General features: G+C 59.0%; 22 protein-coding genes. 11 read left to right on the top strand and 11 right to left on the bottom strand.

Annotated features, from left to right (window positions below; genetic code table 11):
* The first annotated feature begins 35 nt into the window (after positions 1–35).
* Entirely contained in the window at positions 36–890 is an 855-nt protein-coding gene (locus tag NHU87_RS24980) for a carbon-nitrogen hydrolase family protein (protein WP_253553263.1), read from the top strand.
* Positions 891–902: 12 nt separating this feature from the next.
* Positions 903–2,345 (top strand): metalloprotease TldD, encoded by a 1,443-nt coding sequence (gene tldD, locus NHU87_RS24975; protein WP_253553260.1) that lies wholly within the window; start codon positions 903–905, stop codon positions 2,343–2,345.
* A 102-nt stretch (positions 2,346–2,447) separates the two neighbouring features.
* Here the strand turns inward: tldD and yjgA are convergent, their stop codons facing one another.
* A complete protein-coding gene (yjgA, locus tag NHU87_RS24970) occupies positions 2,448–2,972 on the bottom strand; it encodes a ribosome biogenesis factor YjgA (protein WP_064679728.1) in 525 nt (174 codons plus the stop codon).
* Positions 2,973–3,080: 108 nt separating this feature from the next.
* Between yjgA and pmbA the strand changes: the two genes are divergently transcribed.
* The 6 genes from pmbA (at position 3,081) to NHU87_RS24940 (ending at position 8,443) form a co-directional block, all read left to right on the top strand.
* Positions 3,081–4,427, top strand: a complete 1,347-nt coding sequence (gene pmbA, locus NHU87_RS24965; protein WP_253553258.1) for a metalloprotease PmbA — start codon at positions 3,081–3,083, stop codon at positions 4,425–4,427.
* Between the two features lie 246 nt (positions 4,428–4,673).
* The gene (locus NHU87_RS24960) at positions 4,674–5,069 is read left to right on the top strand and encodes a FagA protein (RefSeq protein ID WP_253553256.1); all 396 of its coding nucleotides are present in this window, start codon (positions 4,674–4,676) and stop codon (positions 5,067–5,069) included.
* Entirely contained in the window at positions 5,062–6,438 is a 1,377-nt protein-coding gene (locus NHU87_RS24955; protein WP_253553254.1) for a class II fumarate hydratase, read from the top strand. The genes NHU87_RS24960 and NHU87_RS24955 overlap by 8 nt, the downstream gene beginning before the upstream one ends.
* Before the next feature lie 27 nt (positions 6,439–6,465).
* Positions 6,466–6,906 (top strand): hypothetical protein, encoded by a 441-nt coding sequence (locus tag NHU87_RS24950; protein WP_253553252.1) that lies wholly within the window; start codon positions 6,466–6,468, stop codon positions 6,904–6,906.
* Between the two features lies 1 nt (position 6,907).
* A complete protein-coding gene (locus NHU87_RS24945; protein WP_253553250.1) occupies positions 6,908–7,519 on the top strand; it encodes a superoxide dismutase in 612 nt (203 codons plus the stop codon).
* A 30-nt stretch (positions 7,520–7,549) separates the two neighbouring features.
* The gene (locus NHU87_RS24940) at positions 7,550–8,443 is read left to right on the top strand and encodes a ZIP family metal transporter (RefSeq protein WP_253553247.1); all 894 of its coding nucleotides are present in this window, start codon (positions 7,550–7,552) and stop codon (positions 8,441–8,443) included.
* Positions 8,444–8,537: 94 nt separating this feature from the next.
* Here NHU87_RS24940 and NHU87_RS24935 read toward each other — a convergent pair whose 3' ends face one another.
* The 10 genes from NHU87_RS24935 to NHU87_RS24890 all read right to left on the bottom strand — a co-directional run bounded on the left by NHU87_RS24935 (position 8,538) and on the right by NHU87_RS24890 (position 15,571).
* On the bottom strand, positions 8,538–8,813 hold the full coding sequence (locus NHU87_RS24935) for an HPr family phosphocarrier protein (RefSeq protein WP_253553243.1): 276 nt from the start codon (positions 8,811–8,813) through the stop codon (positions 8,538–8,540).
* A 15-nt stretch (positions 8,814–8,828) separates the two neighbouring features.
* A complete protein-coding gene (rapZ, locus tag NHU87_RS24930) occupies positions 8,829–9,686 on the bottom strand; it encodes an RNase adapter RapZ (protein WP_253553239.1) in 858 nt (285 codons plus the stop codon).
* A gap of 2 nt (positions 9,687–9,688) precedes the next feature.
* Entirely contained in the window at positions 9,689–10,153 is a 465-nt protein-coding gene (ptsN, locus tag NHU87_RS24925; RefSeq protein WP_253553237.1) for a PTS IIA-like nitrogen regulatory protein PtsN, read from the bottom strand.
* Positions 10,154–10,165: 12 nt separating this feature from the next.
* The gene (gene hpf / locus NHU87_RS24920; protein ID WP_003178005.1) at positions 10,166–10,474 is read right to left on the bottom strand and encodes a ribosome hibernation-promoting factor, HPF/YfiA family; all 309 of its coding nucleotides are present in this window, start codon (positions 10,472–10,474) and stop codon (positions 10,166–10,168) included.
* A gap of 79 nt (positions 10,475–10,553) precedes the next feature.
* On the bottom strand, positions 10,554–12,047 hold the full coding sequence (locus tag NHU87_RS24915; RefSeq protein WP_253553235.1) for an RNA polymerase factor sigma-54: 1,494 nt from the start codon (positions 12,045–12,047) through the stop codon (positions 10,554–10,556).
* 185 nt (positions 12,048–12,232) lie between these two features.
* Positions 12,233–12,958, bottom strand: coding sequence for an LPS export ABC transporter ATP-binding protein (lptB, locus tag NHU87_RS24910; protein WP_030128011.1), 726 nt, complete (start codon positions 12,956–12,958; stop codon positions 12,233–12,235).
* Entirely contained in the window at positions 12,958–13,506 is a 549-nt protein-coding gene (gene lptA / locus NHU87_RS24905; protein ID WP_253553233.1) for a lipopolysaccharide transport periplasmic protein LptA, read from the bottom strand. The genes lptB and lptA overlap by 1 nt, the downstream gene beginning before the upstream one ends.
* Entirely contained in the window at positions 13,493–14,065 is a 573-nt protein-coding gene (gene lptC, locus NHU87_RS24900) for an LPS export ABC transporter periplasmic protein LptC (protein WP_253553232.1), read from the bottom strand. The genes lptA and lptC overlap by 14 nt, the downstream gene beginning before the upstream one ends.
* A gap of 7 nt (positions 14,066–14,072) precedes the next feature.
* Positions 14,073–14,597: a KdsC family phosphatase gene (locus tag NHU87_RS24895; protein WP_253553231.1), complete on the bottom strand. Its 525-nt coding sequence runs from the start codon at positions 14,595–14,597 to the stop codon at positions 14,073–14,075.
* Complete coding sequence (locus NHU87_RS24890; RefSeq protein WP_253553230.1) at positions 14,597–15,571, bottom strand: KpsF/GutQ family sugar-phosphate isomerase; 975 nt, start codon at positions 15,569–15,571, stop codon at positions 14,597–14,599. The genes NHU87_RS24895 and NHU87_RS24890 overlap by 1 nt, the downstream gene beginning before the upstream one ends.
* Before the next feature lie 276 nt (positions 15,572–15,847).
* On the opposite strand from NHU87_RS24890, the gene NHU87_RS24885 reads away from it, so the two are divergent.
* The 3 genes from NHU87_RS24885 to mlaD are packed head-to-tail and all read left to right on the top strand — an operon-like array spanning position 15,848 to position 17,921.
* Positions 15,848–16,657 carry an ATP-binding cassette domain-containing protein gene (locus tag NHU87_RS24885; RefSeq protein ID WP_253553229.1) on the top strand — a complete coding sequence of 270 codons (810 nt, stop codon included), beginning with the start codon at positions 15,848–15,850 and terminating at the stop codon, positions 16,655–16,657.
* Positions 16,657–17,454 carry a lipid asymmetry maintenance ABC transporter permease subunit MlaE gene (gene mlaE, locus NHU87_RS24880; protein WP_253553228.1) on the top strand — a complete coding sequence of 266 codons (798 nt, stop codon included), beginning with the start codon at positions 16,657–16,659 and terminating at the stop codon, positions 17,452–17,454. The genes NHU87_RS24885 and mlaE overlap by 1 nt, the downstream gene beginning before the upstream one ends.
* Positions 17,454–17,921: an outer membrane lipid asymmetry maintenance protein MlaD gene (gene mlaD, locus NHU87_RS24875; protein WP_008070583.1), complete on the top strand. Its 468-nt coding sequence runs from the start codon at positions 17,454–17,456 to the stop codon at positions 17,919–17,921. Before mlaE ends, mlaD begins: the two co-directional genes overlap by 1 nt.

Below are 17,921 nucleotides of genomic sequence, written 5' to 3'. Positions count from 1 at the left end.
TACAGGTATGTGTTGTTTTGAGTAAGGAACAGGCCATGTCTGTAGCGGTGATTCAAATGGTCAGCCAGAGCGACGTGCTGGCCAATCTGGCCCAGGCCCGTCGTCTGCTTGAGCAGGCGGCGACCGGTGGCGCGCGGCTTGCCGTGCTGCCGGAAAACTTCGCCGCCATGGGCCGTCGCGACATTGCCGACATCGGCCGCGCCGAAGCCTTGGGCGAAGGCCCGATCCTGCCGTGGTTGAAACAGACCGCCCGCGACCTCAAGTTATGGATAGTGGCCGGCACATTGCCGTTGCCACCGGTGGATCAACCGACGGCCAAAGTGCATGCGTGCTCGTTGTTGGTGGATGACCGGGGCGAAACCGTTGCACGGTATGACAAGCTGCACCTGTTCGACGTAGACGTGGCGGATAATCGCGGGCGTTATCGCGAATCAGATGACTATGCTTATGGCAGTGGTGTGGTTATTGCCGACACGCCGGTCGGTCGAGTCGGCCTTACGGTGTGTTATGACCTGCGTTTTCCGGAGCTGTACAGCGAATTGCGTGCGGCTGGCGCGGAGTTGATTACCGCACCGTCGGCCTTTACCGCGGTGACCGGCGCGGCCCATTGGGATGTGCTGATTCGCGCGCGGGCCATCGAGACTCAGTGTTACATGCTCGCGGCAGCCCAGGGCGGGACGCATCCGGGACCACGAGAAACCTTTGGTCATGCCGCGATTGTCGACCCATGGGGGCGCGTGCTGGCACAACAGGATCAGGGCGAGGCCGTGCTGCTGGCCCAACGCGACAGCAGCGAACAGGCGTCCATCAGGGCGCGGATGCCGGTGTCCACTCACCGGCGCTTTTTCTCGCAGGGCGCCCAGCGACCTGCATCAGAACGACGAATTTAAGGCGTAAAGCATATGAGCGAGTTGTTGTCCTCCGTCAGTGAACACCTCCTGGCGCCCGGCGGCGTAACGATAGAGAGCCTGCAAGGTGTGCTCGGCGATCTGGCTGGCCCGGGCATCGATGCCGCCGACCTGTATTTCCAGGGGCAGATTTCCGAATCCTGGGCACTGGAAGACGGGATCGTCAAGGAAGGCAGCTTCAACCTCGACCAGGGTGTCGGCGTGCGTGCGCAATCGGGTGAAAAGACCGGTTTCGCCTACAGCAACGCGATCACCCTCGAAGCGCTGGGCGCGGCAGCGCGTGCAGCCCGTTCGATCTCCCGGGCCGGGCAGAATGGCACCGTGCAGGCGTTTACCACGCAGGATGTCGCCCAATTGTACGGGCCGGATAACCCGCTGGAAGTGATGACCCGTGCCGAAAAAGTCGAACTGCTCAAGCGCATCGATGTGGCGACTCGCGCCCTCGACTCGCGTATCCAGCAAGTCACCGTGAGCATGGCCGGGGTCTGGGAACGGATTTTGGTTGCTTCCACCGACGGCGGCCTGGCGGCGGATGTGCGGCCGCTGGTGCGTTTCAACGTCAGCGTGATCGTCGAGCAGAATGGCCGTCGTGAGCGCGGTGGTCATGGCGGTGGGGGTCGTACCGACTACCGCTATTTCCTCGGCGATGACCGCGCAATGAGCTATGCCCGCGAAGCGTTGCGTCAGGCGCTGGTGAATCTGGAAGCGATCCCGGCCCCGGCCGGTACGTTGCCGGTGGTCTTGGGTTCGGGTTGGTCCGGTGTGTTATTGCACGAAGCCGTCGGCCATGGTCTGGAAGGCGATTTCAACCGCAAGGGCAGTTCGGCCTACAGCGGGCGCATGGGCGAGATGGTTGCCTCGAAGCTCTGCACCATCGTCGATGATGGCACCCTCGCCGGGCGCCGTGGTTCGCTGAGCGTCGACGACGAAGGCACGCCGACCGAGTGCACCACGCTGATCGAAAACGGTGTGCTCAAAGGTTATATGCAGGACAAGCTCAACGCGCGCCTGATGGGCGTAGCCCGCACCGGCAACGGTCGTCGCGAATCCTATGCGCACCTGCCGATGCCGCGCATGACCAACACTTACATGCTTGGTGGCGAAAGCGACCCGGCGGAAATCATCGCCTCGGTGAAAAAGGGCATCTACTGCGCCAACCTCGGCGGCGGTCAGGTGGACATCACCAGCGGAAAATTCGTGTTCTCCACCAGCGAGGCGTACCTGATCGAAGACGGCAAGATTACTGCCCCGGTCAAAGGCGCGACGTTGATCGGCAACGGGCCGGAAGCCATGAGCAAGGTGTCGATGGTCGGTAACGATCTGGCGCTGGACAGCGGTGTGGGAACGTGTGGCAAGGATGGGCAGTCGGTGCCGGTGGGTGTCGGCCAGCCAACGCTGAAAATTGATGCGATCACCGTGGGTGGCACAGGATCGTAAGGAAATACAACCCCTGTAGGAGCTGCCGCAGGCTGCGATCTTTGCTTTTTAAAAGATCAAAAGATCGCAGCCTGCGGCAGCTCCTACAAGGGCTGCGGTGACTCAGCGCAGACCGCGTTGAGTCTCGTCCAGCTCACGGATGTACTTGAAGATTTTACGGCTCGAAGCCGGTGGCTTGTTGGTCGCCAATTCGTGCTGGGCCTGACGGATCAGGGAGCGCAATTGCTGACGATCAGCTTCCGGGTAGTCGAGCACGAACTTCTCCAGGACGCCGTCGTCGCCCGCGATCAAGCGATCGCGCCAGCGTTCCAGGCCATGGAAACGTTCGTTGTACTGCCGGGTGGAGGCATCCAGTTGATCGAGCAGAGTCAGAATGGCGTCAGTGTCCTGATCGCGCATCAGTTTGCCGATGAACATAAGGTGCCGTTTACGCGCGATATTCGCGGTGTGCTTGGGCGCATCGGCCAAGGCCCGGCGCATAGCGTCGGTCAACGGCAGTTTTGCCAGCAAGTCAGGCTTGAGCGTTGTAAGGCGCTCGCCGAGGTCAACCAGAGCATGGAGCTCGCGTTTAACCTGGGATTTGCTTTTTTCTCCCGTATCGAGGGAGTCGTCGTAAGAATCAACCATGGTGGCCGTCCGCAAAGAAACGCCGCCATGATAACCAGTCGGGGGCCGCTTGTCCGGCCCGGTCGCTCGAAGGCCCTAGCCGAAAGCAGAATTTGAGTGGAGAACAGCATGAGTGCAGTTGAAAGCGTCGGCCCACAAGCGTTGCCGGCACTGCAAGAACAAGTCGAGCAGATCATCGCTGAAGCCAAGCGCCAGGGCGCCAGTGCCTGTGAAGTGGCCGTGTCGCTGGAGCAGGGCTTGTCGACCACGGTGCGTCAGCGGGAAGTCGAAACCGTTGAGTTCAATCGCGATCAGGGCTTTGGCATCACCTTGTATGTGGGACAGCGCAAAGGCTCGGCCAGCACCTCGGCCAGCGGTTCGGACGCGATTCGCGAAACCGTCGCCGCCGCGCTGGCCATTGCCAAGCACACCTCGGAAGACGAAGCCTCGGGCCTGGCGGATGCCGCGCTGATGGCCAAGGATTTGCAGGATTTCGACCTGTTCCATCAATGGGGCATTACCCCAGAGCAAGCCATCGAGCAGGCTCTGGCCTGTGAAGCGGCGGCGTTTGCCACCGACAGCCGGATCAAGAATGCCGACGGCACCACCCTCAGTACTCACCAGGGCTGCCGGGTTTACGGTAACAGCCACGGTTTTATCGGTGGTTACGCGTCGACTCGTCACAGTCTAAGTTGCGTGATGATCGCCGAAGCCGATGGCCAGATGCAGCGCGATTACTGGTATGACGTGAATCGTCAGGGTAATTTGCTGGCCTCTGCGGAGAGTATCGGCCAGCGTGCCGCGCAACGGGCGGCGAGCCGTCTGGGCGCGCGTCCGGTGCCGACCTGCGAAGTGCCGGTGCTGTTTTCCGCGGAACTGGCCGGTGGCTTGTTCGGCAGTTTCCTCTCGGCGATCTCCGGTGGCAGTCTGTACCGCAAATCGTCGTTCCTTGAGGGCACCCTGGGGCAGAAGCTGTTTCCGGAATGGCTGACCCTCGATGAGCGCCCGCACTTGATGCGCGCCTTAGGCAGTTCGGCCTTCGACGGCGATGGCCTGGCGACTTACGCCAAGCCGTTCGTGGAGAAGGGCGAGTTGGTGTCCTACATACTCGGCACCTACTCCGGCCGCAAGCTAGGCATGCCGAGCACCGCCAACGCCGGCGGCGTGCACAACCTGTTCGTGACTCATGGCGACGAAGATCAGGCCGCCTTGCTGCGTCGCATGGGCCGCGGCCTGCTGGTCACCGAACTGATGGGGCAGGGCCTGAACATGGTCACCGGCGATTACTCCCGTGGTGCGGCGGGTTTCTGGGTCGAGAACGGCGAAATCCAGTTCGCGGTGCAAGAAGTGACCATCGCCGGCAACATGCGCGACATGTTCAAGCAGATCATTGCGGTCGGTAATGACCTGGAACTACGCAGCAACATTCGCACCGGTTCGGTGTTGATCGAGCGGATGACGGTGGCGGGTAGCTAACCTCCGACCGCCGCACAAAAAGGCGCGTCACCCAATTGGGTGGCGCGCTTTTTTTATGGGCCGCAACACAGATCCTGTGGGAGCGGGCTTGCCCGCGATAGCGTCATTTCAGTCAACATCAATGTTGAATCTTCAATCGTCATCGCGGGCAAGCCCGCTCCCACAAAGTGCTCAGTGTATTGCTGAGCTTGTTTTGGTTCTCATTATCATCTAATAATAAATCTCATTACCGAATGAGCCCGGATCATGAGTTCTGCCTTGCACGAGCAGCCTTACCTCGAAAGCTGGCGCTGGATGAGTCGCCAGATCCGTTGCGCCATGGACCCCGATGAGCCGCGCCTGATCGAGCATTACCTCGCCGAAGGCCGGTATCTGGCCTGTTGCACGGCCACCTCTCCCTGGACCATCGCCGAAACTTCCTTCCGTTTATTGCTCGACACTGCCGCTGACGTCGTGCTGCCCTGGCACTGGCGCAGCCTGTGTCTAGACCAAGCCTGGCGGCCGTTGCGCGATCTCGAGCGCCTTTCCCTCCGCAAATGCCGCCTCAAGCGCTGGCAAAGCTACACATGGCAACTAGCGACGTGCGAGTTGCAGCCCTCGATTCCTCTCATAGAACTGGTGCAAGGATTCCCCGATGAGTAACACACGTATCGAACGCGACAGCATGGGTGAGCTGCAAGTCCCGATGGACGCTCTTTACGGCGCGCAAACCCAGCGCGCAGTGGATAACTTCCCGATCAGCGGCAAACCGATGCCCGTGCAGTTCATCCGCGCGCTGATTCTGGCCAAGGCTGCGGCCGCCCGAGCCAACGTCGATCTCAAGCAGATCAGCGAATCCCAGGGCAAAGCCATCGTCGACGCCGCTCAAGGGCTGCTTGAAGGCGACTTCATGCAGCACTTCCCGGTGGATATCTTCCAGACCGGTTCCGGCACCAGTTCCAACATGAACGCCAACGAAGTGATCGCCACTCTGGCCAGCCGCTTGTTGGGCGAGCCGGTGAATCCCAACGATCACGTCAATTGCGGCCAAAGCAGCAATGACATCATCCCGACCACCCTCCATGTCAGTGCCGCATTGAGCTTGCATGAGCAGTTGCTGCCGGCGCTGGTGCATCTGGTGCAGGTGATCGAACACAAAGCCGAGCAGGTTCATCCGTTCGTCAAAACCGGGCGTACCCATTTGATGGACGCCATGCCCGTGCGCATGAGTCAGGTGCTCAATGGTTGGGCGCAACAGCTCAAGGCCAATATCGGTCACTTGCAGGATCTGCTGCCGAGCCTGCAATCGCTGGCCCAGGGCGGCACGGCGGTGGGCACCGGGATCAATGCCCATCCGGAATTTGCGGCGCGCTTCAGCCAACAACTCAGTCAACTGACCCAGGTGCAGTTCACACCGGGCAAGGACCTGTTCGCGCTGATCGGCTCGCAAGATACGGCGGTCAGCGTTTCAGGGCAGCTCAAGGCCACAGCGGTTTCCTTGATGAAAATCGCCAACGACCTGCGCTGGATGAATTCCGGCCCGTTGGCCGGTCTCGGTGAAATCGAACTCGAAGCGTTGCAGCCCGGTTCGTCGATCATGCCCGGCAAGGTCAATCCGGTGATCCCGGAAGCTACCGCGATGGTCGCCGCTCAAGTGATCGGCAATGACACGGTGATCACCGTCGCCGGTCAGTCGGGCAATTTCGAGCTGAACGTCATGCTGCCGATCATCGCCCAGAACCTGCTGAGCAGTATTGAATTGCTGGCCAATGTCAGCCGTCTGCTGGGCGACAAGGCTATCGCCACCTTCAAGGTCAACGAGGCCCGGCTCAAGGAAGCGTTGTCGCGCAATCCGATTCTGGTTACCGCACTCAACCCGATCATTGGTTACCAAAAAGCCGCTGAGATTGCCAAGAAGGCTTATCAGCAGGGCCGGCCGGTGATCGATGTCGCCCTGGAACACACCGACCTGAAGCGCAGCCAACTGGAAGAATTGCTCAACCCAGAGAAACTCACCGCAGGCGGCGTGTAATTACTGCAACCGCTTTGGAGGCTCACCATGGAGCACTGGAAACGCACGATCGAAAGAGCAAATCGCTGTTCCATGCTGGGCGAGCTGGTCGATGCCCGCGAAGCCTACTTGCAGGCATTGGCCCTGGCCCAAGTGTTGTTCGAGCGCTGGGCTGATGCTGACGAAGCGGTGGCGGCCTGCGTGATTTCCCACCACAACCTCGCGGACCTGCACTTGCGTCTGAACCAGCCGGAGGAGAGCGCCGAGTACCTGTGCGCGATCCATCAACGACTGTTGCAGACCATGCAGGACCCGCGACTGGCACCCGCTTTGCGTGAAGCCGCGCTGCGCCAGAGCAGCAAAACCTATGTCGAACTGCTGAATTTCATCAGCGATCACGGCGAGTATCCGCGCACCCACCGTTTACTGCACACCGACACCGCGTCGGCCTCGCGTCAACCCGTGCCCTTACAACATGGAGTTCATTGAAATGGCTTTTACCTTGCCTGCCTTGCCGTACGCCTACGATGCCCTGGAACCGCACATCGATGCGCAGACCATGGAAATTCACTACACCAAACACCACCAGACCTACATCAACAACCTCAACGCTGCGGTCGAAGGCACTGAATTTGCTGAATGGCCGGTGGAAAAACTGGTGGCGGCTGTCCAGCAATTGCCGGAAAAACTCCGCGCGGCAGTGATCAATCAGGGCGGTGGGCATGCCAACCATTCGTTGTTCTGGAAAGTCATGGCGCCCAACGGTGATGGCCAGCCTGAAGGTGCGCTGGCCAAGGCTATCGATGAGCAACTGGGTGGTCTCGACAACTTCAAGGAAGCCTTCACTAAAGCTGCGCTGACTCGTTTCGGCAGCGGTTGGGCCTGGTTGAGTGTGACGCCGCAAAAGACCTTGATCGTTGAAAGCAGCGGCAACCAGGACAGCCCATTGATGAACGGTAATACGCCGATCCTCGGCCTGGACGTTTGGGAGCACGCTTATTACCTGCGCTATCAGAACCGCCGTCCGGAATACATCAATGCGTTCTACAAGGTGATCAATTGGCCCGAAGTCGCGGCGCGTTATCAGGCTCCGCTGGTTTAAGTCTTCTATAAAAACAATCCAGGGCTGACTATGGGTACTGAAACACTGGCGGTCGGAAGTGGACGAATGTTTCGTTACGCACTGGGATCGTTGTTACTGCTGGCGGGCATGACGTTATTGGCTGCTCAAGGGCTGAGCTGGCTGGACCTCGAACCGAAACTGCAGCGCGCCCTGCAAGGCGGGGCGATTTGCGCCTTGGGTACGGCTTTGGGCGCGGTGCCAGTGCTGGTGATTCGGCAGATGCCTCAGGCAGTCAGCGACATATTGCTCGGTTTCGGAGCCGGGGTGATGCTCGCGGCGACGGCGTTTTCGCTGATCGTGCCGGGCATTGCCGCGGCCGAAAACCTCGGGCTGACCCCTTGGGCGGCCAGCGGCCTGATCAGCTTCGGCATCCTGCTGGGCGCATTCGGGCTGTTTCTGGTGGATCGCAAGGTATCTGGCGCCACGCCTGAAATACTTGTTGGGCCACTGGAGAGATCGGTGATTCCACCACGGATCTGGTTGTTTGTGTTTGCCATCATCGCCCACAACATCCCCGAAGGCATGGCGGTCGGTGTCTCGGCGGGTGGTGGCATGCCTGACGCCGACAGCCTGGCCATGGGCATTGCCTTGCAGGATGTACCGGAGGGGCTGGTGATTGCGTTGGTGTTGGCGGGAGCAGGAATGTCGCGGGTCAAGGCATTCCTGATTGGTGCTGCGTCAGGGTTGGTCGAGCCGGTCTTTGCATTGTTGTGCGCTTGGCTGGTGAGCCTGGCCGAATTGGTGTTGCCTTTGGGCTTGGCCCTGGCGGCCGGGGCAATGTTGCTGGTGGTGACTCACGAAGTCATTCCCGAATCGCGCCGCCATGGTCACGACAAACTGGCGAGCCTAGGACTGCTGATCGGGTTTTGCCTGATGATGGTGATGGATACTGCGTTGGCCTGAAAAAGATCGCAGCCTCGTTTCACTCGACAGCTCCTACTGTATGCCGATCTTTGTAGGAGCTGTCGAGTGAAACGAGGCTGCGATCTTTTGACTTTTATTCGCCTTCGTCGAAGTAACGGTTGATCAAGTCTGCCAGCGCATCCAGCGCTTCCTGCGCCTGTTCGCCTTCGGTAATCAGGTGGATTCTGGTGCCCTTGCCGGCAGCGAGCATCATCATGGCCATGATGCTTTTGCCATCGACCGTGGATTCGGGAGTGCGTCCTACCCTGATCGTGCAATCCTTGAACTCACCGGCGACCCCAACGAATTTGGCGGACGCGCGGGCATGCAGGCCCAGCTTGTTGATGATTTCGATTTCCAGAGCAGGCATCGCGATGTGAATCCTTTAGCTGAGGTCGCGGTGGCGGACCTGGACGTTCTTCAGGGTTTTTTGCAGGACCTGACCCAGACGTTCGGTCAGGTAGACAGAGCGGTGATGCCCGCCGGTGCAGCCAATGGCAATGGTGACATAGGCGCGATTGCTGGCGGCAAAGCGGGGTAGCCACTTGAGCAAATATGAGGAAATGTCCTGGAACATCTCTTCGACGTCTGGCTGTGCCGCCAGGTATTCGACCACCGATTGATCGAGCCCGGACTGTGCCCGTAGCTCCGGCTTCCAGTAAGGGTTGGGCAGGCAGCGCACGTCGAACACCAGATCGGCGTCCACTGGCATGCCACGCTTGAACCCGAAAGATTCCACCAGGAACGCAGTACCGGGCTCCGGCTGATTCAGCAGGCGCAACTTGATGGTATCGCGTAGCTGATACAGGTTCAGATTGGTGGTGTTGACCTTGAGGTCGGCCAGATCGGCAATAGGCCCCAGCAGATTGGTTTCGTCCTGGATCGCCTCCGCCAATGAGCGATTGGCGCTGCTCAGTGGGTGACGACGGCGAGTTTCCGAAAAGCGTTTGAGCAAGGTTTCTTCGTCGGCGTCCAGGTACAGCACATCGCACTGGATATGCCGGCTGCGGACTTCTTCCAGCAATTCGGGAAACCGTGACAGGTGGCTCGGCAAGTTACGTGCATCGATGGACACGGCCACCAGCGGTTGTGCCAGTTCGGTGTGAATCAACGCGCGTTCGGCCAGTTCCGGCAGCAAGCCGGCAGGCAGGTTGTCGATGCAGTAGTAACCGTTGTCCTCGAGAACATCGAGGGCGGTGCTTTTACCTGAGCCAGAGCGGCCGCTGACGATGATCAAGCGCATGATTAGTGACCGTTCTGCTCGTCCAGGACAACCTGATACAAGGCTTCGTTGCTCGGGGCGCGGCGCAGTTTTTCACGCACTTCCTTGCGATCGAGCATGCTGGCGATCTGGCGGAGCAATTCCAGGTGTGCATCGGTGGCGGCTTCCGGGACCAGCAGTACGAACAGCAGGTCAACCGGGGCACCGTCGATGGCGTCGAAATCGATAGGGGCTTCCAGGTGCAGCAGCGCACTGATTGGCGAGGTGCAGCCTTTGAGCCGGCAATGGGGGATGGCGATGCCGTTGCCGAAACCGGTAGAACCGAGTTTCTCACGGGCAATCAGGGCCTCGAAGACGTCCTGCATTTCCAGATCCGGTACTTCGCGGTGGATAAGGTTGGCAATTTGCTCGAGGGCTTTCTTTTTACTGCCACCCGGCGCGTTCACTTGGGAACGGCCGGGGGTCAGGATGGTTTCTAGTCGGATCATGGATTGGGGGTGTTAACGACCGGTCGCGCCCTGGAGGAGGCTCTGGGTCTTTTCCTTATGCTTTTTGAGTTGGCGATCCAGCTTGTCGGTCAGCAGGTCGATGGCGGCATACATGTCCGTATGCTCGGCATTGGCGACCACTTCTCCGCCGGGAATATGCAGCGTGGCTTCGATCTTCTGCAGCAGTTTTTCGACGTTCATCGTGACTTGCACATTGGTGATCTTGTCGAAATGCCTCTCCAATCGGTCGAGTTTTTCGCCGATGTAGGTGCGCAGGGGTTCGGTCACTTCCAGTTGGTGTCCACTGATGTTGACTTGCATACAGCTTCTCCTTCGTTGCCAGTGCATAAAGCGGCAGGCAGAAATGCCTGCCACTGGAACGCTGTGGCGAGCCCGGCGGCTACATCAACCGCTTCCGTTCGCTGGAAGGCGCGATCCCCAGGGATTCGCGGTACTTGGCGACGGTGCGACGGGCTACCTGAATGCCTTGTGCCTCCAGTAAACCAGCGATCTTGCTGTCACTCAACGGCTTTTTCTGATTTTCCGCGGCAACCAGTTTTTTGATGATCGCGCGGATCGCTGTGGACGAGCATTCACCGCCTTCGGAGGTACTGACGTGGCTGGAAAAAAAGTATTTCAGTTCATAGATGCCCCGTGGGGTATGCATGAATTTTTGCGTGGTCACCCGTGAAATCGTCGATTCATGCATGCCCACCGCTTCGGCGATGTCATGCAGCACCAACGGCTTCATGGCTTCGTCACCGTATTCAAGAAAGCCGCGCTGATGCTCGACGATCTGGGTGGCGACTTTCATCAGGGTTTCATTGCGGCTTTGCAGGCTCTTGATGAACCAGCGCGCTTCCTGCAACTGATTACGCATGAAGGTGTTATCAGCGCTGGTATCGGCGCGGCGCACGAAACCGGCGTATTGGGCGTTGACCCGCAGGCGTGGCACCGATTCCTGGTTCAGCTCCACCAGCCAGCGCTCGTTGTCCTTGCGCACGATTACGTCGGGAACGACGTATTCGGCCTCGGTGGACTCGATCTGTGAGCCCGGGCGTGGGTTGAGGCTCTGGACCAATTCGATGACCTGGCGCAGCTCATCTTCCTTGAGCTTCATGCGGCGCATCAGCTGGCTGTAGTCGCGGCTGCCGAGCAGGTCGATGTAATCGGTGACCAGGCGCTTGGCCTCGGCCAGCCAAGGGGTCTTGGCAGACAACTGGCGCAGTTGCAGCAGCAGGCATTCCCCGAGGTTGCGGGCGCCGATGCCTGCGGGTTCGAATTGCTGGATACGGTGCAGGACGGCTTCGATTTCGTCCAGTTCGATGTCCAGTTCCGGGTCGAACGCTTCGAGGATTTCCTCGAGGGTTTCGTCCAGGTAGCCCTGATTGTTGATGCAATCGATCAGGGTTACGGCGATCAGACGATCGGTGTCGGACATCGGTGCCAGGTTCAGCTGCCAGAGCAAATGGCTTTGCAGGCTTTCACCGACCGACGTACGGGTGGTGAAATCCCACTCGTCGTCATCGTTGCTCGGCAAGCTGCTGGCGCTGGTCTGGTAGACGTCCTCCCAAGCGGTGTCGACGGGCAATTCGTTGGGAATTCGCTCGTTCCAGTCGCTTTCCTCAAGGTTATCCACCGTCGGGGCGGTTTCCTGGTAGGAGGGTTCCTGAACATCGGCGTTGGGTTTCTGTTCGGCGCTATCGGCCAAGGGGTCTGCGTTATCGAAGTCGTCGCCTTCTTCCTGGCGTTCGAGCATCGGATTGGACTCCAGGGCCTCCTGGATTTCCTGTTGCAGGTCCAGGGTCGACAATTGGAGCAGGCGGATGGCCTGTTGCAGCTGCGGTGTCATCGTCAGCTGCTGGCCCATTCTCAAGACTAGCGATGGTTTCATGGCAGGGGCTTAACACCTTATTCGCCGGCGCACATGCGCCATCCACTACAGGGCGCCGAAGCGCCAAACATAAGCAAATTATATGCCTGAAACTGAAGTGTTTGCCTAGAGCGCTGTAACAATAAAAAATTGTTGATTTTTTATTGAAGCGAGCGCCCTCTCGGCGACCCGGGCACCTCGGGTGCTTACAGGCGGAACTCGTGGCCCAGATACACTTCCTTGACCAGTTCATTGGCCAGGATGGTGGCGGAGTCACCTTCAGCGATCAGTTGACCATCGTTGACGATGTAGGCGGTTTCGCAGATATCCAGGGTTTCGCGGACGTTGTGGTCCGTGATCAGCACGCCAATGCCTTTGGCTTTGAGGTGATGGATGATCTGCTTGATGTCGCCGACCGAAATCGGGTCCACACCGGCGAAGGGTTCGTCGAGGAGGATGAATTTCGGGTTGGTAGCCAGTGCCCGGGCGATTTCCACGCGGCGGCGCTCACCACCGGACAGGCTCATGCCGAGGTTGTCGCGGATGTGGTGGATGTGAAATTCCTGCAGCAGGCTTTCCAGCTCCTGGCGACGACCGGCCTTGTCGAGCTCCTTGCGGGTCTCGAGGATGGCCATGATGTTGTCGGCCACCGACAGTTTACGGAAGATCGACGCTTCTTGCGGAAGATAGCCGATACCTGCCTTCGCACGACCGTGCATCGGCTGGTGGCTGACGTCCAGGTCGTCAATCAGTACGCGGCCCTGATCGGCCTGTACCAGGCCGACAATCATGTAGAAACAGGTGGTTTTACCGGCGCCGTTAGGGCCAAGCAGGCCGACGATCTGACCGCTGTCGATGGACAGGCTGACGTCGCGCACAACCTGGCGGCTCTTGTAGCTCTTGGCCAGATGCTGAGCTTTCAGAGTTGCCATTACTGGGCCTTTTGCTCGTCGGTTTTCTTCTTCGGCTGGATCACCATGTCGATGCGAGGGCGTGCCTCGGTGACCTTGGAGCCCGTTGCACGACCGGCGCTGGCGAGCTTTTTGTTGGTGTCGTAGACGATTTTTTCGCCTTGGGTGACGTTGTCATCTTTATCGACGACTTTAGCGCGATCGATCAGCACGACGCGGTCTTGCGAAGCGTGATACTGGATGGTGACGCCCCAGCCCTGAACCGGCTTGGTGTCGCCCGCCGTTTGCAGTTGCTCGAAGTAGGCGAGGTTGCCCACCGAAGTCACCACGTCGATGTCGCCGGCCGGGGTGCGGGTGATGGTTACAGTGTTGCCGGTAACCTTCATCGAGCCCTGGGTGATGATCACGTCGCCTTTATAGGTGGCAACGCCATTCTTGTCGTCCAGTTGGGCATCGTCGGCCTGAATGCGGATAGGCTGCTCTTGATCGTTCGGCAGAGCCCAGGCGCTCACGCTTCCCAGTGCTGCGCCCAGACTGAGCAAAATAGGGAGAGTTTTAACGAGCCTCATACTGTCCTCTTACGTTCGATAGCAGGTGTATCCTGCTTTCTTTCAAGTACGCTTTCATTCCGTTGCCTGTCGATACACCGCCAGCGCCGTCGATTCTAACGGGTTGATCGGTCTGCGCATATTCCTGCTGCGGGAACACTGTCATACGGGTGGTGGTAATCAGGGTTTTGCGGTTTTTTTCGTCGAAACGCGTGATACGCACCGAATCAATCAGCTCGACCTGGGTGCCGTCCGGGTTGACTTCGCCGCGCTCGCTCTGGACGTGCCAGGGGAATTCGGTGCCACGGTACATGTTCAGGTCAGGATTGGTCAGCAACGTCACCTCGCTCACTTTCACGTGTTCGACCTTGTCCGACGTCATCTCGTATTGCAGTTTGCCGTCGGGCAGGTACTGCACGCTGTGGGCGTTGATGGCGTAATAGTCGATCGCGCTTTCATCGACCTTCACCACCGGTTTGTCGAGGAAGCGTTCCGGGCTGATGTTCCAGTAGCCGACTGCCGCAAAAATCGCTGCGATGCAACCGAACACCAGGATGTTGCGAATTTTTTTGCTCAGCATGATGGGCTCACAGGTACGCGGCGTTGGCCGCATCAAGGCGGCCCTGGGCGCGCAGGATCAATTCGCAGAATTCGCGAGCAGCGCCCTCGCCACCGCGGGCCTGGGTGATGCCGTGAGCGTGTTCGCGCACGAAACTGGCAGCGCTGGCCACCGCCATTCCAAGGCCGACGCGGCGAATCACCGGCAGGTCTGGCAGGTCGTCGCCGAGGTAGGCCACTTGTTCATAGCTTAGGTTGAGCTGGCCAAGAAGTTCGTCGAGCACCACCAGTTTGTCTTCGCGACCCTGATAAAGGTGTGGAATACCGAGGTTCTTCGCACGCCGTTCAACCACCGGGGTCTTGCGGCCGCTGATGATCGCAGTCTGTACGCCGGCAGCCATCAACATTTTGATGCCTTGGCCGTCGAGGGTGTTGAACGTCTTGAATTCGCTACCGTCTTCGAGGAAGTACAGACGCCCGTCGGTCAGCACGCCGTCGACGTCGAATATCGCCAGTTTGATCTGTTTGCCGCGTTGCAGCAGGTCCGTGCTCATTACATTACTCCTGCGCGCAACAAGTCGTGCATGTTCAATGCGCCGATCGGGCAATCTTCGTTGTCGACCACTACCAGTGAGCTGATTTTGTGGTCTTCCATGATTTTCAGCGCCTCGGCGGCGAGCATCTCGGCGCGGGCGGTCTTGCCGTGGGCGGTCATCACTTCATCAATGGTCGTGTTGTGGATATCAATGGTGCGGTCCAGGGTGCGGCGCAGGTCGCCGTCGGTGAAGATCCCGGCGAGCTTTCCATCCGGGCTCAGTACAACGGTCATGCCCAACCCCTTGCGGGTCATCTCCATCAGGGCATCCTTGAGCAGCGTACCGCACATTACTTGCGGCAACTCGGTGCCGGCGTGCATGACGTTTTCCACTTTTAGTAGCAGTCGACGGCCAAGGGCGCCGCCCGGATGGGAAAAAGCGAAATCTTCAGCGGTAAAGCCGCGAGCTTCAAGCAAGGCAACGGCGAGAGCGTCGCCCATGACCAGTGCTGCGGTGGTCGACGAAGTAGGTGCCAGATTCAGCGGACAGGCTTCGTGTTCGACGCTTACATTGAGGTTGACTTCCGCTGCCTTGGCCAGCGGCGACTCGGGGTTGCCGGTCAGGCTGATCATTTGAATGCCCTGGCGCTTGATCAGCGGCAGCAAGGTGACGATCTCGTTGGTGGACCCGGAGTTCGACAGCGCCAGAATGATGTCATCACGAGTGATCATGCCCATGTCGCCATGGCTGGCCTCGGCCGGGTGCACGAAAAAAGCCGTGGTGCCGGTGCTGGCCAGAGTGGCGGCGATCTTGTTGCCGATGTGCCCCGATTTGCCCATGCCGACCACGACCACGCGGCCCTTGCTGGCCAGAATCATCTCGCAAGCACGTACGAAATCCGCATCGATATGGGGCAGCAAGCCTTGTACGGCTTCCAGTTCGAGGCGGATGGTACGTTGTGCGGATTGAATCAGGTCGTTGGATTGGTTCATGTCGGAAATCGAATAGCCTGATGAAAAGGCGGCGATTATAGCGGTAATGATCAAAACCCTCACGCAAGTTCGTCGCGGTTTGTCATTCCTTGTTACCGAATCTCTCTAAATAGATGATTTCAGGCGGTCATGTTGCTGAACATGCCCGGCTTGGGCCTTGGGCGCTTGAGCTTTGCAGTGATATAGTTCGCCGCCAGTTCGGCCTGCCCGGGAAGGTATGTGCTTTCGCCAGAAAGCCAGGCGTCCGAGTGAGAGGCTGCATCGCAAGGAGTTTAGATGAGTGCCGATAACGCCTACGCGGTCGAGCTGAAGGGACTGACCTTCAAGCGCGGTTCGCGCAGCATTTTCAATAACGTCGATATCCGCATACCGCGCGGCAAGGTCACCGGCATCATGGGGCCTTCCGGGTGTGGCAAGACCACGCTGTTGCGGCTGATAGGCGCACAATTGCGTCCCACCAGCGGCGAAGTCTGGGTCAACGGCCAGAACCTGCCAACGTTGTCTCGCAACGATCTGTTCGATGCGCGCAAGCACATGGGCGTGTTGTTTCAGAGCGGCGCGCTGTTTACCGACCTTGATGTGTTCGAGAACGTCGCCTTTCCGCTGCGTGTTCATACGGCGCTGCCGGAAGAAATGATCCGCGACATTGTCCTGCTCAAATTGCAGGCAGTGGGCTTGCGTGGCGCCATCGACCTGATGCCTGACGAATTGTCCGGCGGTATGAAACGTCGCGTCGCGCTGGCACGGGCAATTGCTCTCGATCCGCGAATCCTTATGTACGACGAGCCTTTCGTCGGCCAGGACCCGATCGCCATGGGCGTGCTGGTGCGCCTGATCCGCCTGCTCAACGATGCGCTGAACATCACCAGCATTGTGGTTTCCCACGACCTGGCCGAGACCGCGAGCATCGCTGACCACCTCATTGTGGTGGGCGACGGGCAAGTGTTGGGGCAGGGCGCACCCAAGGATTTGATGAAATCGGATGAGCCACGTATTCGTCAATTCCTGACTGGCGAACCCGACGGCCCGGTCGCCTACCATTTTCCAGCGACGGATTACCGCGCAGATCTTCTGAGGAAGCGCTGATGCGCAAGATTTCATTGATAGAAAGGGTACGTCGTTTCGGTTATGGCGGCATCGATGTGATGGCCGTATTCGGCCGTTCGGCGTTGTTCCTGTTTCATGCCTTGCTCGGTCGTGGCGGCATCGGCGGCGGTTTCGGCTTGCTGGTCAAGCAACTGCATTCGGTGGGCGTGATGTCCCTGGTGATCATTGTGGTCTCCGGGGTGTTCATCGGCATGGTGCTGGCCCTGCAGGGCTTCAACATTCTGTCCAGCTACGGTTCGGAACAGGCCGTCGGGCAGATGGTTGCGTTGACGCTGCTGCGTGAACTGGGGCCGGTGGTCACGGCCTTGCTGTTCGCCGGGCGCGCAGGTTCGGCGCTGACCGCCGAAATCGGCAACATGAAGTCCACCGAGCAATTGTCCAGCCTGGAAATGATCGGGGTCGACCCGCTCAAGTACATCATTGCCCCGCGCCTGTGGGCCGGCTTCATTTCCTTGCCGGTGCTGACGATGATTTTCAGCGTGGTGGGTATCTGGGGCGGTTCATGGGTGGCCGTCGACTGGCTGGGTGTCTATGAAGGCTCCTACTGGTCGAACATGCAAAACAGCGTGACGTTTGTCGACGATGTGCTCAACGGCGTTATCAAAAGCATCGTTTTTGCCTTCGTCGTAACCTGGATCGCCGTATTCCAAGGCTATGACTGCGAGCCCACTTCCGAGGGGATCAGTCGTGCCACTACCAAGACCGTGGTGTATGCCTCTTTGGCTGTACTCGGCCTGGACTTTATTTTGACCGCCTTGATGTTTGGAGATTTCTGATGCAAAACCGCACCCTGGAAATCGGTGTCGGCCTTTTCTTGCTGGCTGGCATCCTGGCTTTGCTGCTGTTGGCCCTGCGGGTCAGTGGTCTGGCTCCGACGGCGAGCACCGATACTTATAAACTTTATGCATATTTCGACAATATCGCCGGTTTGACGGTCAGAGCTAAAGTGACCATGGCCGGTGTCACCATCGGTAAGGTCACCGCAATCGATCTGGATCGAGACAGCTTCACCGGTCGGGTGACCATGCAACTGGAAAAACGCGTAGATAACCTGCCGACTGACTCCACTGCATCTATCCTGACCGCTGGCCTGTTGGGTGAGAAATACATCGGTATCAGCGTGGGCGGGGAAGAAACCCTGCTCAAGGAGGGGGGAACCATCCACGACACGCAGTCGTCGCTGGTGCTCGAAGACCTGATCGGTAAATTCCTGCTCAATACCGTTAGCAAAGACGCCAAATGA

Source organism: Pseudomonas mandelii (assembly GCF_024138395.1).
Lineage (GTDB): Bacteria > Pseudomonadota > Gammaproteobacteria > Pseudomonadales > Pseudomonadaceae > Aquipseudomonas > Aquipseudomonas mandelii_E.
This window is presented reverse-complemented; position numbering and strand designations above follow the sequence as displayed.

Bases quoted from the DNA above. Each gene is read 5' to 3' on its own strand.
- NHU87_RS24950 (WP_253553252.1), top strand. From the start codon at position 6,466: ATGGAGCACTGGAAACGCACGATCGAAAGAGCAAATCGCTGTTCCATG.
- lptC (WP_253553232.1), bottom strand. From the start codon at position 14,065: ATGCTGAGCAAAAAAATTCGCAACATCCTGGTGTTCGGTTGCATCGCA.
- mlaD (WP_008070583.1), top strand. From the start codon at position 17,454: ATGCAAAACCGCACCCTGGAAATCGGTGTCGGCCTTTTCTTGCTGGCT.
- lptB (WP_030128011.1), bottom strand. From the start codon at position 12,958: ATGGCAACTCTGAAAGCTCAGCATCTGGCCAAGAGCTACAAGAGCCGC.
- rapZ (WP_253553239.1), bottom strand. From the start codon at position 9,686: ATGCGCTTGATCATCGTCAGCGGCCGCTCTGGCTCAGGTAAAAGCACC.
- yjgA (WP_064679728.1), bottom strand. From the start codon at position 2,972: ATGGTTGATTCTTACGACGACTCCCTCGATACGGGAGAAAAAAGCAAA.
- NHU87_RS24945 (WP_253553250.1), top strand. From the start codon at position 6,908: ATGGCTTTTACCTTGCCTGCCTTGCCGTACGCCTACGATGCCCTGGAA.
- NHU87_RS24915 (WP_253553235.1), bottom strand. From the start codon at position 12,047: ATGAAACCATCGCTAGTCTTGAGAATGGGCCAGCAGCTGACGATGACA.
- NHU87_RS24960 (WP_253553256.1), top strand. From the start codon at position 4,674: ATGAGTTCTGCCTTGCACGAGCAGCCTTACCTCGAAAGCTGGCGCTGG.
- ptsN (WP_253553237.1), bottom strand. From the start codon at position 10,153: ATGATCCGACTAGAAACCATCCTGACCCCCGGCCGTTCCCAAGTGAAC.
- NHU87_RS24935 (WP_253553243.1), bottom strand. From the start codon at position 8,813: ATGCCTGCTCTGGAAATCGAAATCATCAACAAGCTGGGCCTGCATGCC.
- tldD (WP_253553260.1), top strand. From the start codon at position 903: ATGAGCGAGTTGTTGTCCTCCGTCAGTGAACACCTCCTGGCGCCCGGC.
- NHU87_RS24890 (WP_253553230.1), bottom strand. From the start codon at position 15,571: ATGAACCAATCCAACGACCTGATTCAATCCGCACAACGTACCATCCGC.
- lptA (WP_253553233.1), bottom strand. From the start codon at position 13,506: ATGAGGCTCGTTAAAACTCTCCCTATTTTGCTCAGTCTGGGCGCAGCA.
- NHU87_RS24895 (WP_253553231.1), bottom strand. From the start codon at position 14,597: ATGAGCACGGACCTGCTGCAACGCGGCAAACAGATCAAACTGGCGATA.
- NHU87_RS24885 (WP_253553229.1), top strand. From the start codon at position 15,848: ATGAGTGCCGATAACGCCTACGCGGTCGAGCTGAAGGGACTGACCTTC.
- NHU87_RS24955 (WP_253553254.1), top strand. From the start codon at position 5,062: ATGAGTAACACACGTATCGAACGCGACAGCATGGGTGAGCTGCAAGTC.
- mlaE (WP_253553228.1), top strand. From the start codon at position 16,657: ATGCGCAAGATTTCATTGATAGAAAGGGTACGTCGTTTCGGTTATGGC.
- hpf (WP_003178005.1), bottom strand. From the start codon at position 10,474: ATGCAAGTCAACATCAGTGGACACCAACTGGAAGTGACCGAACCCCTG.
- NHU87_RS24940 (WP_253553247.1), top strand. From the start codon at position 7,550: ATGGGTACTGAAACACTGGCGGTCGGAAGTGGACGAATGTTTCGTTAC.
- NHU87_RS24980 (WP_253553263.1), top strand. From the start codon at position 36: ATGTCTGTAGCGGTGATTCAAATGGTCAGCCAGAGCGACGTGCTGGCC.
- pmbA (WP_253553258.1), top strand. From the start codon at position 3,081: ATGAGTGCAGTTGAAAGCGTCGGCCCACAAGCGTTGCCGGCACTGCAA.